At 67.9% G+C, this 15,224-nt stretch carries 20 protein-coding genes; 15 read left to right on the top strand and 5 right to left on the bottom strand.

The window, feature by feature from the left end; translation table 11 throughout:
• Nucleotides 1-663, bottom strand: a 663-nt coding sequence (locus tag D7Y15_RS26300) for an outer membrane beta-barrel protein (RefSeq protein ID WP_158629116.1), incomplete at its 3' end; no start/stop codon positions are given.
• Nucleotides 664-876: 213 nt separating this feature from the next.
• Here D7Y15_RS26300 and D7Y15_RS26295 point away from each other — a divergent pair.
• The 5 genes from D7Y15_RS26295 to D7Y15_RS44825 all read left to right on the top strand — a co-directional run bounded on the left by D7Y15_RS26295 (nucleotide 877) and on the right by D7Y15_RS44825 (nucleotide 5,414).
• Complete coding sequence (locus D7Y15_RS26295; protein ID WP_121754290.1) at nucleotides 877-1,566, top strand: hypothetical protein; 690 nt, start codon at nucleotides 877-879, stop codon at nucleotides 1,564-1,566.
• Between the two features lie 123 nt (nucleotides 1,567-1,689).
• Entirely contained in the window at nucleotides 1,690-2,214 is a 525-nt protein-coding gene (locus D7Y15_RS26290; RefSeq protein WP_121754289.1) for a hypothetical protein, read from the top strand.
• 135 nt (nucleotides 2,215-2,349) lie between these two features.
• Nucleotides 2,350-3,279: a DUF2381 family protein gene (locus tag D7Y15_RS26285; RefSeq protein ID WP_120578207.1), complete on the top strand. Its 930-nt coding sequence runs from the start codon at nucleotides 2,350-2,352 to the stop codon at nucleotides 3,277-3,279.
• A 95-nt stretch (nucleotides 3,280-3,374) separates the two neighbouring features.
• Nucleotides 3,375-5,213, top strand: coding sequence for a serine/threonine-protein kinase (locus D7Y15_RS26280; RefSeq protein WP_158624459.1), 1,839 nt, complete (start codon nucleotides 3,375-3,377; stop codon nucleotides 5,211-5,213).
• 39 nt (nucleotides 5,214-5,252) lie between these two features.
• On the top strand, nucleotides 5,253-5,414 hold the full coding sequence (locus D7Y15_RS44825) for a hypothetical protein (protein WP_158624458.1): 162 nt from the start codon (nucleotides 5,253-5,255) through the stop codon (nucleotides 5,412-5,414).
• Between the two features lie 290 nt (nucleotides 5,415-5,704).
• Here the strand turns inward: D7Y15_RS44825 and D7Y15_RS26275 are convergent, their stop codons facing one another.
• The 4 genes from D7Y15_RS26275 to D7Y15_RS26265 all read right to left on the bottom strand — a co-directional run bounded on the left by D7Y15_RS26275 (nucleotide 5,705) and on the right by D7Y15_RS26265 (nucleotide 9,068).
• Nucleotides 5,705-6,907: a site-specific integrase gene (locus D7Y15_RS26275; protein ID WP_158629115.1), complete on the bottom strand. Its 1,203-nt coding sequence runs from the start codon at nucleotides 6,905-6,907 to the stop codon at nucleotides 5,705-5,707.
• A gap of 1 nt (nucleotide 6,908) precedes the next feature.
• On the bottom strand, nucleotides 6,909-7,202 hold the full coding sequence (locus D7Y15_RS44820; protein WP_158627669.1) for a helix-turn-helix domain-containing protein: 294 nt from the start codon (nucleotides 7,200-7,202) through the stop codon (nucleotides 6,909-6,911).
• A 574-nt stretch (nucleotides 7,203-7,776) separates the two neighbouring features.
• Nucleotides 7,777-8,709 (bottom strand): hypothetical protein, encoded by a 933-nt coding sequence (locus D7Y15_RS44275; protein ID WP_148712875.1) that lies wholly within the window; start codon nucleotides 8,707-8,709, stop codon nucleotides 7,777-7,779.
• Between the two features lie 74 nt (nucleotides 8,710-8,783).
• On the bottom strand, nucleotides 8,784-9,068 hold the full coding sequence (locus tag D7Y15_RS26265; protein ID WP_147477291.1) for a hypothetical protein: 285 nt from the start codon (nucleotides 9,066-9,068) through the stop codon (nucleotides 8,784-8,786).
• A 157-nt stretch (nucleotides 9,069-9,225) separates the two neighbouring features.
• Between D7Y15_RS26265 and D7Y15_RS26260 the strand changes: the two genes are divergently transcribed.
• The 10 genes from D7Y15_RS26260 to D7Y15_RS26225 all read left to right on the top strand — a co-directional run bounded on the left by D7Y15_RS26260 (nucleotide 9,226) and on the right by D7Y15_RS26225 (nucleotide 15,180).
• Nucleotides 9,226-9,546, top strand: a complete 321-nt coding sequence (locus D7Y15_RS26260) for a hypothetical protein (RefSeq protein WP_148712874.1) — start codon at nucleotides 9,226-9,228, stop codon at nucleotides 9,544-9,546.
• Nucleotides 9,547-9,602: 56 nt separating this feature from the next.
• A complete protein-coding gene (locus D7Y15_RS26255; protein ID WP_121754284.1) occupies nucleotides 9,603-9,866 on the top strand; it encodes a hypothetical protein in 264 nt (87 codons plus the stop codon).
• Complete coding sequence (locus D7Y15_RS44815; RefSeq protein ID WP_158629113.1) at nucleotides 9,859-10,029, top strand: hypothetical protein; 171 nt, start codon at nucleotides 9,859-9,861, stop codon at nucleotides 10,027-10,029. The genes D7Y15_RS26255 and D7Y15_RS44815 overlap by 8 nt, the downstream gene beginning before the upstream one ends.
• Nucleotides 10,026-10,382 (top strand): hypothetical protein, encoded by a 357-nt coding sequence (locus D7Y15_RS26250; protein WP_120598858.1) that lies wholly within the window; start codon nucleotides 10,026-10,028, stop codon nucleotides 10,380-10,382. Before D7Y15_RS44815 ends, D7Y15_RS26250 begins: the two co-directional genes overlap by 4 nt.
• A 50-nt stretch (nucleotides 10,383-10,432) precedes the next feature.
• Nucleotides 10,433-10,642 carry a hypothetical protein gene (locus tag D7Y15_RS44270; RefSeq protein WP_148712873.1) on the top strand — a complete coding sequence of 70 codons (210 nt, stop codon included), beginning with the start codon at nucleotides 10,433-10,435 and terminating at the stop codon, nucleotides 10,640-10,642.
• Nucleotides 10,643-10,660: 18 nt separating this feature from the next.
• Nucleotides 10,661-10,942 carry a hypothetical protein gene (locus D7Y15_RS26245; protein ID WP_148712872.1) on the top strand — a complete coding sequence of 94 codons (282 nt, stop codon included), beginning with the start codon at nucleotides 10,661-10,663 and terminating at the stop codon, nucleotides 10,940-10,942.
• 68 nt (nucleotides 10,943-11,010) lie between these two features.
• Nucleotides 11,011-11,988: an ATP-binding protein gene (locus tag D7Y15_RS26240; RefSeq protein ID WP_121754282.1), complete on the top strand. Its 978-nt coding sequence runs from the start codon at nucleotides 11,011-11,013 to the stop codon at nucleotides 11,986-11,988.
• A gap of 1 nt (nucleotide 11,989) precedes the next feature.
• The gene (locus D7Y15_RS26235; RefSeq protein WP_121754281.1) at nucleotides 11,990-12,550 is read left to right on the top strand and encodes a hypothetical protein; all 561 of its coding nucleotides are present in this window, start codon (nucleotides 11,990-11,992) and stop codon (nucleotides 12,548-12,550) included.
• A gap of 279 nt (nucleotides 12,551-12,829) precedes the next feature.
• Entirely contained in the window at nucleotides 12,830-13,210 is a 381-nt protein-coding gene (locus D7Y15_RS26230) for a hypothetical protein (RefSeq protein ID WP_121754280.1), read from the top strand.
• A gap of 158 nt (nucleotides 13,211-13,368) precedes the next feature.
• On the top strand, nucleotides 13,369-15,180 hold the full coding sequence (locus D7Y15_RS26225; protein WP_121754279.1) for an amidohydrolase family protein: 1,812 nt from the start codon (nucleotides 13,369-13,371) through the stop codon (nucleotides 15,178-15,180).
• Nucleotides 15,181-15,224 lie beyond the last annotated feature (44 nt).

The raw sequence follows: 15,224 nt of genomic DNA, 5'->3' as shown, positions 1-15,224 counted from the left end.
ATAAGAGACAGGCCGGAACTGCACGCGCACGCCCGGCTGGATCCAGACGTGGATCTGCTTCTCGTCATCGGAAAGGTCATTGCTGATTTCCGCGGCATTGCCCAAGCGGATCGCGCCCTTGTTGTACTGCCCCACGGACGCGGAGATGTAAGGCCCCACCGCGATGGAGCGGGTGAGCTGGAGGTCCACGCCGAAGTGGGCGTGGCCCAGGTCATAGCCCTCGAGCTTGAACCAGGCGCTGTTGGAGCCTTCGCCCACCTCCAGCGAGCCGATCTCATAGCCCACGCCCACGCCCACCCACGGCGAGACGAAGCCGGCCGGCCGGAAGTGGTAGTCCAGGTCGATGCCGAAGCGCAGGACCTTGCTCTTGCAGTCCGCGCCGTCCGCGCACTCGTCACCGGGACCGGAGCCGATGCCGTACTGGAAATAGGCGCCCAGCGAGAGCTGCCGGTTGAAGAAATAGGAGACGTCCACCTGCGGCGCCACGGTGCTGCCGAACGTGTCCTTCAGCGAGAGGTCCGTGCCGGAGTCGCCCACCGGAATGCCAAAGGCGCCGCGCACGCCCAGCGCGAGCCCGGAGCTCTTGGGCTCCTGGGCCGCCGCCGGCAACGCGCCCAGGCAGGAGGTCAGCGCCAGCGATGCGATGAAGTGTCGAGCAGTCATGTCGTCCAGGGTGAAGGGGCCGTCTTCCGACGGCGTGGGTTGGATGTTGGCGGCGCCACGCATTGCAAGCCCACGGCCAGGGTTCACAGGATGCGGGCGCCCGGGCTTCGCACGTCGCGGGGCATTGGAACAGCACCAAAGCGCGACAGGAATGTCAGTCTTTCGTTTCAGCTCATGACAGGTTCACGCCGTGCCAGAGTCCTGGAGCAAGACATGTCATCCCCGACGACCGAAGACTCCGACATCGTCCGCTGGCTGCGCGCCGAGCGCGAAGCCCGTGGGCTGGCCCGCATCGAGCTGTCCGCTTCGTTGAAGCATCAAGGGGAGCTCCTGGATGACACGTTGATCTTCACGGCGCCGGACGGAGCACTGACGTTCGGTTCGCTACCGGAAGCACCGCGCGCCCAGGTACAGGGGCTGATGCGGTGGCATCACGCGTCGGCGCCCGGGCTGGGGGATATCGCGCTGGCCATCGTCTGCGACGCGCACGCGGCGCCTCGCATCCAGATGACGGACGCGGTCACGCGGGAGCATGACGCGAAGGAGCAGGCCCGCGCGGAGGCCCACTTCGATTCGCGGAAGTACGGGCGCGCGCTGGCGCAGCGGGTGGCGGAGCTGCTGGACGCGGGGGCGGACCTGTCCATCACCGTCGACCCGCGCGAGGGCGTGTCCCGCGCGCTGTGGCGGTCCGGGGATGGCACGTACGCGCAGGGGCTCCGCTACATCCAGGGAGACGCCAGGCCGGAGCGGACCTTCGCGTCGCGGGACGAGTTCATCCGCTGGCTGGCGGAACAGAGCGACGAGTCCCTGGCGAAGGAGGGCTTCCCGGACGACCCTCGCATGTGGGGAGTGGCGACGTTCAACCGCGAGTTCTTCGCGCGGAAGACGGGCCGGCGGTCTTAGCGGCATCCACACGAACTTGTCCGACAGTCGGACAAGTTTGGACGGCCTCGACTGGCCCCCTTTCAGCAGTGCACCCCAGTGCCGTCCCGGAACCCTGCGGCTCCTGAACGAGTGAACGTCACAATGCGCAAGGCACTCCTGCTCTTAGGGCTCATCGCATTGGCTGGCGGATGCGTTCGGCACAAGCCGTCATGGACGGGGGAGGTGCAATGGCCGGATGAACATTCCTCGGCCTCCGTCCTCCCCTTCACCGAAGCGGGAGCCGCAGTGGCCGCGGCAGGAGCGCTGCGGGAAGTGGTCCGGACCAATCCCCATCCGCAGCTCTTCCATGGCTGCGCGAGCCCGGAACAGGGACTCGATGTCGCCGTCTTCACCGGACCGACCACCGGCCTGTACTACGTCGCCGTGGAACAGCGGTTCAGCAGGTGTGGCGGTCCCAATGGCCGGGTCCTCGACTGGTGGCAGGTCTACGCGGTCACCCCCCAAGGCGAGGTGGTAGCGAAGGCCCCGCGCACACCCGACGTCCCCATGGAAGCGCAGCCCGATGCAGCAGAGGTCCCCGCTGACAGCCCTGCCCTACCCACCGAGGGGCAGGCTCCGCCTCCCCTTCGCGAAGCACCTCCAGCCGAAAATACGAAAACCGAGTAGGGCTTTCTCCATGCAATCCTTGAGGTAGGCTGGGTTTTCCTTGTCCAGCCGCCGCAACCAAAAGCCTCCCAGGCCCGTGGCCTCTCATGCGTGTCACCCCTATCTGTTAGGTTTGAAGGATGGAGGTGACCCGTGATGTCGCTGTCCACTTCGCTCATTCCCCTGGTGCTGACGATCCTGATGGGCACCACGGCGGTGGCGCAGACCCGCACTCCCGTGGTCAGGGAACGCAAGGCCCGGCAGCTCACGCTGCGCTCGGAGGAGCCTCCGGTGCTTCATCCGCTGCACGTCGCGGCCCATGAGGTGACCACTGTCACCTTCGATGCGCCCATCGTTCCGGAGTCCGTGGACCGGAGCGTGCTCGCGCCCTTCTTCACTCGCGTGGCGGTGCATGAGGACGTGCTTGTCCTCAAGGCGTCCATGGACGTTCCCGTGGGCAAGGAACCAGTGATCACCGTGCGCTTCGCGGGGCCCGGTGCTCCGGCGCAGGTGGGCTTCGTGCTCACGACCGTGGCGGCGGAGGTGGATTCACAGGTGGAGGTGTTCCGGCAGGGACGCACCGCGCAGGATTTGGGGAAGGAACTCGCGGACCTGAGGGCCCATTGCGCGGTCACCGAGGCGGGGCTCGCGACGCTGCGTGCGCAGTGCGCGCTCAGTGGACTGGGTGGGGCGGTGTTGACGGGGGCGGTGACCCAGGAGGGCATCACCGTGGACTACATCCGTGAGTCACCCGTGAGCATGGGCATCGTCGCCGAGGGTCCTCACGTGATCTACCGCACCGCGAGCACCCGCGCCCTCTCCACCTCCTTGCGCAATCCCATGGGGGCGGCCCCCTGGCTCCCAGGCTTTGCTCGCGTGACACCTCGGGGACCTGACGCGGGTGGCATTCCCGTCCGCGAGATTCCCCTGCTCATACAGGTGCGACAGCTGGCACCTGGCGAGCGCTCCACCGTGGTGGTGGAGTGGAACGCACTGCCGGACCTGCCTCCAGGCGCGCACTTCACCCTGGAGCTCTTGGATGTGAAGGGCGAACGAGGCATCCGCTGGGAGCAGGTGTCGCCATGAGTTCGCATGAGGCAACTCCCGGTGATCCGGTCAGGTCCGAGCATCACACCTCCACGAAGCCCGCCCACAAGGCTTTCGGGGCGGCCCTGCCTGCCATGCGGCTGCTCGTAGTGGATGCGCTTCCTGCCGGAACGCTCATTGGTTCCTGGCGCGTCGTCCAACGATTGGCGTCAGGTGGATACGGCACGGTCTACGTCGTTCAGGCGAAGCGCCGTCCCCGCGGAAAGCAATACGCCCTGAAGCTGGCTCGCCAACCCGATAGCCCCTGGTTCTCACGCGAAGCGGCGGTGCTGTCCCGCTTGCCGCACCCGGGAGTGCCTCGCTTCGTGGATGCGGGCGCATGGCGGCCGGGCTCCGGGAGCTACCCATTCCTGGTGATGGAGCACGTGGACGGCGAGTCGCTGTATGAGTGGGCCCGCGCTCGCAACCCCACGGCTCGCGAGGTGGGTGCATTGCTCGTCCAGGCTGCGGACATCCTGAGCTTCGCGCACCGACACGGCGTCCTGCACCGCGACTTCAAGGGAGACAACATCCGCGTCCAGCCGGATGGACGGCTCACCTTGTTGGACTGGGGCGCGGGCTGGCACCCGGACGCACCGCCCCTGACCGGAACAGGCCAGCTTCCTCCCGGCACGGCGCACTACTTGAGCCCGCAGCTCCACCGCTGGCGGCTGGCAATGCCTTCAATGCCTGCGCAGGAGTGTCCTCGCTATGGCGTGGCGGATGAGTTGTACGCCGTGGGCGTCACCTTCTACCGGCTGTTGACTGATACCTATCCGGCGCTCCTTTTGAATGGTGAGGGACCGACGCGCGCATGGCCCGGCTCGCATGCGCCAGAGGCCCTGACCTCGCTCGTCACCCACCTGCTCGCCTTTGCGCCCGAGGAGAGGCCTCCGAGCGCATCCGCACTGGCCTCCGAACTGCATCAGGTCCTGGCCCATGCGGATGCATCCTGGGACTTGCCTCTCTTCGACTGGGCCACAGCGCCCTCCTCTTCTTCACGCACGACACAGGACGCGCCCGAAATGGTGGGGCCCGTGGCTCCCGGTCAGGAGGTGCCGCTCCAGCACGCACGTCTTCAGCGCCTGGACCGGCTCCAACGCATTCGCGAAGCACGCGAACTGCGCCGCCGGGCCCCCGCCCATGTCGCCCGCATGGAAGCCCGGTCCATCCTCGCCGCGAGCGCGGGTCGGCACCGTCAGACATTGCGAGCCCGCTGGCGCCGGGGGGCCGTGGGAGTCGCTTTCGTGCTGGCCTTGGGATGGCTGGCCTGGAGTCTGGGGGCCGTCTCCAAGGTCCGCATCGATGCGCCGGCGCATCCCTCTCCGCCTCCCGTGGCGCGGGGACCTGGGCCCGACCAAGCTGCCGCGTCCGAAGCGGCCCCTCCTTCCCCTGCGCCGCTTCCATTGGAGCAGGAAGCCATGACCCTTCCCTTGAAGCAGGAGTCCCCGGTCCGAACCCGTTCACTTGCGCGAGGCTGCACGCTGGCCGTCGGCGCGGCCTCCACGCTCATCGCTTGCGCGGGCGCGCAGGTGACGCCCAAGCCCCAGCGCTGCTCCTCGGAGGCGTTGGAGTCGATGAAGAAGCTGGACCTGCGGCGGGATGGAAAGGCGGCCATCACACTCGACGTCCGCTACCCCTTCCGCACGGATGCCACCCTGGTCTCCGTGAGTGACGGGAACATCGTGAGCGTCCAGAAGGAGCGACATGGCGGCCTTCCCGCTGGCACCCTCCTGTATGGACAGCTGTGGACGCAGGGAGAACACGTGGTGGGCCGCTACACGCGAGCGGAGACGCCTGCCGGCCGCACCCATCCGGTCTGCTTCGTCCTCGGAAACAGCGACGGCTGGTGGCCGAAGGATCCAAGCTCCAAACCCGGCACCGCACTGCTGCCCCGGAGCGTGGGCTACACCGTGGTGGACGCGTTCCCGTAGCGGACCTCATGGGCATGCGCCTGCGGTAAGCCCCAGGGGATGAGCCACATCCTGGCGAACGAAGCGCTCCGCTCCGTCGTGCTCTACCACCCCAAGCCCACCGAGGGCTGGCGCTACGCCATCTACACCCAGGAAGGCATCACGGATGGGAGGCTGCTCGACAGCACCCCATCCACTTCATTCGAGGAGGCCCGGGCCTGAATGGAGCAGACGCTGGTGGACCTGTTCGGCCGCCCTGCCACGCTTCGCTGGAAGGAGACCTCGCCGGGATGGTGGACGGGCGAAGCGCTGGAGACGCCCACCGACCCGGCTTGAGTCATTGCAGGATTCGAACCCACGGCCTTTGGCTCCGGAGGCCAATCTTGGGCGTCGGTTTCGTTTGGGGACGATTGGGGTTCATTGGGTTCCTCAGTGTTTCTAAGGGGTTGTGAGGTGACGGGGTTGGGTTGTGCTGGGTTCGGTTGGGTCGCTTCGGGTTTCTTGGGTGGAAACTAGGTGGAAGCCATTTCCCTCTGAGGGGGCGGGGCGGACGGGGGCGAGGAGCCACCGCCGAACGCCCGGTTCAAGGCCTCCCGCTGCACGTCCACGTTCTTCGCGTGGTAGTGCTTGAGGGTCGTCTTCATGTCGGCGTGGTCGGCCTGGAGCTGGGCCACTCGGGCGTTGCCCGTCACGTCGATGATGCGCGTGATGGCGCTGCTCCGGAGGTCCTTGAACGAGAAGGCGCCCGGGATGACCTTCGACCAAAGGGCGAAGCCGCATCGCGGGCACGGCGTGGACTTGCCGCTCTTCGCGGTCTCGCTGAAGCCGCAACCCCGCCGACGACAGATGAGCCGGTAGCCCTGGATGATCTTCGCGGCCTTGAGGGCTGCCTTGAAGCGGGCGTGAGGGCTCGTCTTCGGCAGCTGGCCGCCGTCCTCGTAGCAGAAGAGGTACTCGCCCCGGCGGCGAGCCCACATGGCACGCAGGTACGGAAGCAGAACATCGGGGATGACGGCAGGCCGTGACGACTCGCTGCGCTGCCTCGTCGTGACGCGCTTTGCGCGCGTCGTCTCTATGACGCCGCGGCGGAAGTCCACGTGCTCCCACTTCATCCGCCGCAGTTCGATGTATCGGAGCGCAAGGTGCGCAGCCACCCAGATGAGGTCCTTGAGCCACGGCAGCGTCGCTGCGTCACGCAGGGCTTCCAACTGGGACCAGGTCAACGCCTTTGGGTTGGCGTCAGGCACCGCGATGGCCTCCACCTCGTGGACGGGGTTCCTCTCCACGAGCCCGTCCTTCATCGCCCACTTGAAGAAGGCCGACAGCGTCATGCGCAGGTGCCGGCGCGTCTGCTGGCCGTAGCCGTCATCCAGCTTCGCGGCCAGCAGCTCGTCGATGTTGGTCGGGCGAATCTGCCCCACCGGAAGCGCACCAAGCGCGGGCAGGATGTGGAGACGCCAGCGGGACTCCAAGCTGTTGAAGCTGGCCTGGTGCCGCGAGGCCTTCAGGAACCGCGGGGCGGCCTCCGCCAACGTCTCCGCTGTCGGCTCCGTCCCGAGGTTGTTCCGGGTCCGCCACGCGCGCTCCTCCAGGTCGCGCGCGTTCTTGCGGGCCTCCGTGAGCGTGCGGCCCTTGACGGCCCGCTCCACCTTCCTGCCCGCTGAGTCCTTGAGAATGGCGTAGTAGCGCTGCCCGCGCTTCCGGACACCGGCCATGTCAGTGCCCCCGCCCCTTCGCGACGGCGACCGGCTTGCCGACGAGCCACTTCGCGACGGTCTCCGGGTCGAAGTACAGGATGCCGCCGCGCTTCGTGTGCGGGAGATCGCCCGCTGCCACGTGCGTGTACACCCAGTCCTTCGAGCGGCCTGCGTAGGCGGCCACGTTGTCCACGTTCCAATGGTCGGGCGGCAGTTCCGACCGGGGCACCGGAGTACGACGCGAGCGCTTCCTCGCCTCCGGTGCCTCATGATCCAGCGGCGTCGTAGCGCCCTGGTTGAAGTCATCACTCATCGAATACCCCACCAGCGCGGCACTGAACGAAGGATTAGGTTTGAAGTGTGGCAACAACCTGAAAGGTTGTCACCCTGGCCGCGCCATGCACGCCCTGATCAATCGGGCGGGGCACGCGCGCACGAAGAGCAACTGCCGCGCCAACTCAGGGAGGTAGAACGGAAGGGGCGCGCCTCGTCAGGACCAACAGGAAGCCTCGACGACAGCGCACCGCTCCCAGCACGCGAGGGCAGAGCCTCGACATGGGGAGCGTGAGCGACGGAGGTGCCATGTATGGACGCACCGTCCGAGCCTGTGGATCCTGGATGTTCGGAGCGAAGCAACGCGGCGTGTGACGACGTCCCATGGCGACCCCAAAACAGGCCCCGCTGGTGCTTGCTGGTCACCAGCGGGAACCTGCGGACACGCCACAGCGCCACGACGCGGTTGTGGGGCCCTATCACCGCCAGCCAACAAAGGCTGACGAGTGAATTCGGACTAGATCGTTTGGGGCTACCGCTGCCAGCAAGTCAGCGGGTGCTGCGGAACTGATGAATTAATCGTTACTGCCAGTACGGCCAGAAAGCAAGTCTACTCACTGCGCAATCGGTCGCGGCGCTTCGGTGCCGTCCGATAGCACCATGAAGGGCGCGTAGCAGACGCTCTTGTGCTCGAAGTAGTCGTCGCCGCAAGGGGGCGCCTGTTTCACCGCGACCCAGCAAGCTCCGATGATCTCTTCCTGGTTCTTCTTGCACGGCGGCCGGCGCTGGCCCTTGAACGGCTTGCCGGGCATATCGAGCGCGATTCGGACCATCTGGTCCAAACCGTAGACCGGGACGGGCGGAGTCACGTCGATCTCGCTGAGCGAGGTTTCTGCGATGCCCGTCGTGAGCACTGCGCGCTCCGGCTCGGGCATTGCCGATTTGGGCTTCTCTGGAGTTGAAGGCCCCTGGCGAACCCCTACGGCCAGCAGCAAGCTGGCCGTCAGTCCCACAAGGGCCGCGTTCTTCCACTGAGCAGCGATGAAGAGACGGACCGAAGCCAGTCGGCGTCGCGCGCGCCCGATCTGCCGTCGCCAGCGCGGCACAGGAGGCGCCATCAGGTGATCCAGCACCACCGGCTTGCGCCTGACCTGGTCCACTACGTTCGACAAATCACCCAGCGTCACCGCTATCTCCTCGCACACGTCGGCGGGAGAGACCGATGCGGGCGCCTGGATCGTGAGCACTTCCACGAACGCCTGTCCGTTGAGCGATTCGACGCGCGCAGACCATGAGCACGGCGAATCGCCATCCACCTGGTCCGCTGTCGGCCGGACGCCGAGCGCTGCATGCCCGGTATGACCATTTGAAGCCAAGTAGACGTCTCCATGCTCCGTGTCGTGCGCGACGCGCTGCTTCACAACGAACGGACCTACCCTGCCGGTTTCCCAGCCATTGTCAGCCGCGCGCGCTCCCGAACTCGCACCACCACCTCCGCGCGCCCGCTGGGACGTACCACCCTGGCCGGTATTCATCGGCTTCCGCATGAACCTCTCCCGCCCGTCTGCCTGGGCACCGTAGCGCCAAGCTCCGACTCTACATTCGCGTCCTGTGCTTCCAGCTATTTCTTGGGCTTGGCTCCACGCCCTTTGGGCGCCGGTTCAGCCGAAGACAGCTCTTTCTCGAGGGCAGCCAGCGCGGCTTCGTAGCGCGAGCGCTGCTCAGCGCTCGCCCCCTCCAGCCAGGCAGCAGCCTGCTGGTCCAGGGCCTCCTCCATCACGCCGTTGCGGTCCTGCCCGCGGCTGAGCGCCTGGGCGATAGCGCTCCAGATCTGCCACTTCGACCTGGGCAGGATGAGCGAACTGCGCTCCCTCGGGTTGTGGGTCATGTCCTGAAGCGGTGCCACGTCGTCCCCTCCTCTGCTGCGCATGCGCAACGCATTCCGCATCGCGGACCTCCAGTCCTATGTGAGCAGCGCCAGGTGGGTCAACGAGCACCTTCACCAACGCCTTTCCATGCACCCAAACATGCACTTGACGAAGAACCAAAGCAAGAGCATATCAATGCATGTCGATGGCGGACGGACGTTGCCCCTCGGGGGAATGGTCGCGGAGCGGGAGTTCGGTGGTCGCCACCGAAGACGCCAGCAGGAGCAGCACCGGAGCACGGACACGAGCGAGTGGGGGCAGACGATGCGAGCGGTGGATGCGGCGAAGGCCCTGGAGGGCCAGTGGTTCCGGCGGAAGGACGACGGCAAGGACGTGGATGACCGGCAGATCCGCGACGTGAAGGCGACGCGGCAGCAGGGCAAGCCGCTCGTCATATTCACGGACACTGCGGGCGAACTGCACCAGCACACCGACGTGCTGGAAGTGCGCCGGTAGCTCCATCAGCGGGCGCCACCACGCGCCCGCCCCACTCCACCCACCACGAGGACGAGATGGCCAACGACATGGCGACGGGAGAGGTGCGCCCGCAGACGGACGACGCGGCGGCGCTGCTGAAGGAGGCGGAGGACCTGGAGTCCCGCGCGGCGCACAAGGAGCAGCAGGCCGGGGCGGACTGGTGCTCGGCGGAGGGCGCCGTCTTTTTGGAGCGCGACGCGGCTGGCTTCCGCGAGCGAGCCGCCACGAAGCGCGCCAAGGCGCAGCAGTTGTGCAACCCGGGGCACGCGGTGCCCCAGAAGGAGGAGTGCCGTGGCTGAGAAGAAGACGAAGACGCCGCGCGAGGTGCTGCGCGCCTACTTCGACGGGCAGGAGGTGGCGCCGGAGGTGCTGCGCGCGTGGCAGGAGCTGGACACCACCGTCGAGGGCGTGGCGCTCCGGCTCGCGGCCGACCTGGCCCAGCTGAAGGGCGGCGCGAAGTGAAGCCCCTGCACGAGCTGGCGGACGCGCTCGCCATCCTCGCCCGCGAGGGCTGGACGCCGCCGGACCGGGACGCCGCCAGCCTCGCGCAGCAAGTGCGCGAGATGGAGGCGCAGCAGACTCAGACGCAGGAGGTGTTGCAGGCCGTCGAGTACCTCCACGAGGCGTGCGAGCCGGACGGCACCGACGCTGCGCGCGAGCGGTGGTTGCGCCTCCAGCGTCGCGTCACCAGCACGCGGCTCCAGCTCGCCCGCATCAACGAGGCGGAGGTGTACCTGCGCGCCGAGCTGGAGCGCCAAGTATGGCTCGCGCGGCACCTTCGCGCGCGGACTGAAGCGCAGCGGGCCGCCGCGTAGAACGTCAGACTCATTTGGTAGGACCAATGCAATCAACCTGAGAGGTTGCATTGCCGGAAGCACACCGCTCCCCCTGCCCCGCCTACGCCGAGCACCCGGATAGAAGCTGGGTGCTGTGCGAGCGCGAGTACGAGCACGAGGGGCGGCACCGCTGGCGGGACATGGAGTGGGACTGCCTCACCCCGGAAGTCGAGGCTGAGGCCGAGCTGAGGGAACTGCTGCGCCAGGCCGAGCAGGCCGCAGGCGAGCGCTACGAGTAGGGGCAGTGCATGGGGCGCATGACACGACATTCACGCAAGCCCTCCCCGGAAACCCTTCGGAACCGGGCCAACCGCGCCATGTACTTCCACGAGTTGGACGTGCTGCACGGGCGCGCACCGCCGACGCCTCCGGCGCCACCGCCCGTGCCCGCGGCGCCCACCACCTCCGCGCCGGGACGCATCGAGTTCTCCCCGCCGCCGCCCGCGCAACACGCCCCCAACGGCCGCTGCTACTGCGGCGCCCCGCTCATCGACGGCAAGGACGGCCTCATCTGCGGATGGGGCCTGCACGACGGCTGACGTCAGCAGCGCAGCCCCAGAGCTGAATCCCCCTGAGTCGCTTCACCACGGTCGAAAGAGGAGACCGAATGATGTCACCCCAACGCAATGGCAGCCCACCGCCCAGGACTCCGGGCGGACCGCAATCGAAGCCGCTCTCCCCTTCGCGCATGACGCTGGACGCGCTCGTGCGCGGCAAGCGCACCGCGCCTCTCCGCGTCGTGCTGTACGGAGTCGAGGGCATCGGGAAGTCCACCTTCGGCGCCAACGCGCCGGCCCCCATCTTCCTCGGCGCGGAGGACGGCACGGACCACCTGGACGTCACGCGCTTCCCGTCGCCGGAGAGCTGGCAGGAGGTGCTGGACGCCGTCCGCGTCCTCACCTCCGAGCAGCACGACTACCGGACGCTCGTCGTGGACACCCTCGACTGGGCGGAGCCGCTCCTCTGGGCGCACATCTGCAAGCGGGACCAGCAGGACAACATCGAGTCGTATGGGTACGGCAAGGGCTACAGCGCGGCGCTCGACGAGTGGCGCGTCTTCCTCGCCGCGCTCGACAAGCTCCGGCGCCAGAAGGGCATGCACATCATTCTCCTGGCCCACTGCTGGATTAAGCCCTTCAAGAATCCGGAGGGGGACGACTTCGACCGCTACGAACTGAAGCTGAACGCGAAGGCCAGCGGGCTGGTGAAGGAGTGGGCGGAGCACGTCCTCTTCGCCAATCACGAGACGTACGCCTCCAAGGACGCGCGCACGAAGCGCGTGCGCGGCATCTCGACGGGCGCGCGTCTCATCTACACGACGCGCACAGCCGCGTACGACGCGAAGAATCGCGGCGACTTGCCCGAGTTCATGCCCCTCTCGTGGGCGGACTTCATGGCCGCCCTGGAGGCCCACCAGCCAGCGGATCCGAAGGCGCTGGAAGCGGCCATCCGCGAGAAGGCGGAGCAACTCCCCGAGGAGCACAAGCGCAACGCCCTGGCCGCCATCGAGCGGGCCGGGGGTGACGCGGTGAAGCTGGCGAAGCTCAACGACTGGACGAACGCCCGGCTGGGCGAGGTGACGTGACATGCAACTGGAGAACGGACGGTACAAGGCTCGCGCCGCGCAGGGCGCCCTCGGCTTCACGTCAGGCGGCAAAGAACAGGTGGCCATCGAGTTCACCTTCCTGGGCAATGACGGCTCGGAGCCATACGCCGGCCAGAGCATCACCTGGTTCGGATTCTTCACGGATGCGTCGCTTGAGCACACCATCAAGGCCCTCCGCGCTTGTGGCTGGCAGGGCAACGACGTCTCGGACCTCACGGGCATCGAGTCCAACGACGTGTCCCTCGTCATCGAGAACGAGGAGTACGAGGGGAAGTGGAGTCCGAAGGTGCGGTGGGTGAACCCGCTCGGCAGCGGCCTCGCCCTCAAGCAGCAGATGGAGCCCACCCAGGCGCGCAACTTCGCGGCGCAGATGCGGGGACGCATCCTCGCGATGGAGCAGGGCACCGGGCCACGTCGCGCGCCCTCCCCGGCGCCTGCCCGCGGCGCCCCGCAACAGTCACGCGGAGGCAGTCGTCCGCCTTCGTATGGCGGCGGCCCGCCCGAGCCTCCGCCGCTCACGGACGAGGACATGCCGTTCTGAAGTAGCGCAGCACCGCGCGTTCCGAAGCCGCCTCACACGGCCCGGGTCGATCTCTCAGCGCGCGGGGTTGCAACCCGGTGGCATTGGGCCACCGGGCCTTGTCGGTGGAGCGGCCAGCACACCACCTGGCTGGACGGAACGCTCCACCTCACCCCGCGCGGCATAGGGCCTCGCGGGGCCTCTCACGGCGCTGACGTTGAGCGCTGCCCGGCGGAGGTGGACCCCCACCCGCCTCCGCCGGGCCCTTCTCTCGCAGTGCCAACACAGGAGGCCGTCCTCATGAACGAAGTCGTCGCAGCAATCATCCTCGGCGTATTCCCCACGGCCGCGCAGAAGCGAAAGCTTGAGAAGTTGCGCGGTTCGGACGGTGAGTTCGTCGGCTTCCCGATCCAGGACGTCCCCTCGTTCGTTGATGGCGCCACCACCGGAAGTGGTGTGCCTTCCGCAATCGGTATCCCCGTGGCCATCGCCAACAGGTTCAAGGAGTCCCCCGACGCAGTGGACTTTCCCGTTTGCCGTGTCGAGGACCTGTCCAAGGTGCTGAAGAAGCCGCTGGCCTTGGCGACGAAGCGGTGGAGGCAGGTCGCGAAGTGGGCCTCCGTGAATGGCGTGGAGCTGGGAGAGCCGGCGCTGCTCCTCGGGCACATCAACAGCGATTGAGACTCACGAGCAGCACCGCGCCACTAACGGGCGCACGCAGAACCTGCAGCACCAGCCGATGACGGGGCGTGGGCCCCCGCTGGACGTCTCAGCGCTCCCGGTTCGACTCCGGCACCGGCACTCCGTCCAGCCGTAACCCCAACCCCCATGGAGTCTGTATGTCTTTGAGGCGTTTCCTCGCCGCGGCACTCGTGTGCCTTGCGGCTCCTCCGGCGCTCGCCGGCAGCGTCCCGCCGCAGGAGGCCGTCAGCGGATTCCCGCGCGGCGACGCGGACCACATCATCCACAACGCCAACGTCTACACCGGCCGGGACGGGGACGCCCTGGGCCGCTGGGCCACCGCCATCGCCTGGCGCGGCGAGGACATCCTCTGGGTGGGGCGCGGCGACACCTGGCAGCAGTTCGCGGGGCCCACCACCGTCGTGGAGGACGCCCATGGCGCCACGTACACTGCGGGCTTCGTGGACGCGCACGAGCACAAGGTGCCGCCCTTCGACTCGTTCCCGGACGCGGCGCACGGCCGTCCCTTCGGCGACCTCTGCCCTGTCATCGCCTTCACGCCGGACGGCACGCCCTACCCCAACTTCGACCCCACCTACGACGAGGTGGTGGCCGCGCTCCAGGCCTGCAACGGCGAGGCCTCCCGGCGCCGCAGCGTCATCCTCTTCGGCGCGAAGTTCTACGGCACCTCGAAGGGCCACAACCTCCTCCAGGAGCTGTCCGCCGCGTCGCCCGCGAAGGTGGCGGTGGGCTTCGACGGCAGCGAGGGCCATGGACTGTGGGGCAACCGGCTGGCGTTCGCGGCGGCGGGCGTCCTCAACCCGGCGACGGACCCCAACGGCATCGGCGTGGTGGACCCGTGGAGCGGCTTCTTCGGCCGCGTCTACAACCCCTTCACCGGGTTGCTGGAGCTCGACGGATGGGCGCAGGAGCTGGCCCAGGTGCCCTTCTTCGCGGCTCTCGTGGCCGACCTCACCGACGCGCAGCTCGCGGCGGTGTACCAGGCAGGCCTGGACGTGGCGCTCTCCCAGGGCGTCACCTCCGTGACGGACATCTTCTTCGCGGGGCCGCCCGCGAAGGCCGCCGCGGTGCGTGCCCTCGTCAACCACCCGGTGGACCTGACGGTGGCGTGCCTCCCGGTGTCCGGCCTGGGCGAGGCCTGCCCCGAGTCGCTGCGCAACCGTCACGGCGTGCTGTGGCGCAAGGTGTTCGCCTCGGGCGCCATCAAGTCCTGCCGGGGGTGGAGCAAGCAGTCGTACCTCTCACCCGACACGCAGTGCCCGTCGGTGACGACGCCTACGTGGTACGGCGGCCCCAACCTCAGCACCACGGACGTGGAGTGGGCCATTCGGATGGCCGGGTACAACACCCAGGCGTCCCCCACATGCACGATGATTCACACTTTCGGCTCCGCGTCGGTGGAGCAGGTGCTGACGGCGGCGGAGAAGGTGGAGTCCGAGTTCGGCGGCAACCTGCCGCGCCGGTGCGTCACGCTGGAGCACACGGACATGGCCGACGGCTGGATGCGCTTCCGCATCGCCCGGCTCGGCTACTACGTCGTCCAGAATCCGCCGCACGAAGCACTGCGCGCGGACATCGCCTCGCACTACCAGCCGGTGGAGGCAGCGGACGCGCTGCACTTCGACACCTACCGGCGCGAGGGCGGCATCAAGGTGGCCTTCGGGGGTGACGAGTTCGGCCCCAGCTCCACGCCACCCAACGTGCAGGTGGCCATGCTGATGGACTCCGTCCCTGCCCACGAGCGGATGACGGCGGAGGACGCCTTCCGCAAGTACACCGTGGACTCAGCCGTTGCGCGCCACGAGAAGGCGGGCCTGCTCGGGCTGGGCTACCCGGCCACGCTCGTGCGGTGGGACCGCAACATCCTGAGCGGCAACGCCTCGGACATGCGCGCCGGCACGGTGCAGCAGGTCATCGTCCGCGGCCAGGTGGCCTTCACCGCGCCGTAGCCCCGCTCCGCAGCGTTTGACGTCGCGGGCCGTGGTGTCCGCGC

Source organism: Corallococcus sp. AB030, assembly GCF_003668965.1.
GTDB classification, from domain to species: domain Bacteria; phylum Myxococcota; class Myxococcia; order Myxococcales; family Myxococcaceae; genus Corallococcus; species Corallococcus exiguus.
Note: the sequence above shows the minus strand (reverse complement) of the source record. Positions and strands in the feature narration are given on the sequence as shown.

Bases quoted from the DNA above. Each gene is read 5' to 3' on its own strand.
- D7Y15_RS26290 (WP_121754289.1), top strand. From the start codon at position 1,690: ATGCGCAAGGCACTCCTGCTCTTAGGGCTCATCGCATTGGCTGGCGGA.
- D7Y15_RS26285 (WP_120578207.1), top strand. From the start codon at position 2,350: ATGTCGCTGTCCACTTCGCTCATTCCCCTGGTGCTGACGATCCTGATG.
- D7Y15_RS44275 (WP_148712875.1), bottom strand. From the start codon at position 8,709: ATGCGGAAGCCGATGAATACCGGCCAGGGTGGTACGTCCCAGCGGGCG.
- D7Y15_RS26235 (WP_121754281.1), top strand. From the start codon at position 11,990: ATGCAACTGGAGAACGGACGGTACAAGGCTCGCGCCGCGCAGGGCGCC.
- D7Y15_RS26295 (WP_121754290.1), top strand. From the start codon at position 877: ATGTCATCCCCGACGACCGAAGACTCCGACATCGTCCGCTGGCTGCGC.
- D7Y15_RS26225 (WP_121754279.1), top strand. From the start codon at position 13,369: ATGTCTTTGAGGCGTTTCCTCGCCGCGGCACTCGTGTGCCTTGCGGCT.
- D7Y15_RS26240 (WP_121754282.1), top strand. From the start codon at position 11,011: ATGATGTCACCCCAACGCAATGGCAGCCCACCGCCCAGGACTCCGGGC.
- D7Y15_RS26280 (WP_158624459.1), top strand. From the start codon at position 3,375: ATGCGGCTGCTCGTAGTGGATGCGCTTCCTGCCGGAACGCTCATTGGT.
- D7Y15_RS26260 (WP_148712874.1), top strand. From the start codon at position 9,226: ATGCATGTCGATGGCGGACGGACGTTGCCCCTCGGGGGAATGGTCGCG.
- D7Y15_RS26245 (WP_148712872.1), top strand. From the start codon at position 10,661: ATGACACGACATTCACGCAAGCCCTCCCCGGAAACCCTTCGGAACCGG.
- D7Y15_RS26230 (WP_121754280.1), top strand. From the start codon at position 12,830: ATGAACGAAGTCGTCGCAGCAATCATCCTCGGCGTATTCCCCACGGCC.
- D7Y15_RS44820 (WP_158627669.1), bottom strand. From the start codon at position 7,202: ATGAGTGATGACTTCAACCAGGGCGCTACGACGCCGCTGGATCATGAG.
- D7Y15_RS26275 (WP_158629115.1), bottom strand. From the start codon at position 6,907: ATGGCCGGTGTCCGGAAGCGCGGGCAGCGCTACTACGCCATTCTCAAG.
- D7Y15_RS26255 (WP_121754284.1), top strand. From the start codon at position 9,603: ATGGCCAACGACATGGCGACGGGAGAGGTGCGCCCGCAGACGGACGAC.
- D7Y15_RS44825 (WP_158624458.1), top strand. From the start codon at position 5,253: ATGAGCCACATCCTGGCGAACGAAGCGCTCCGCTCCGTCGTGCTCTAC.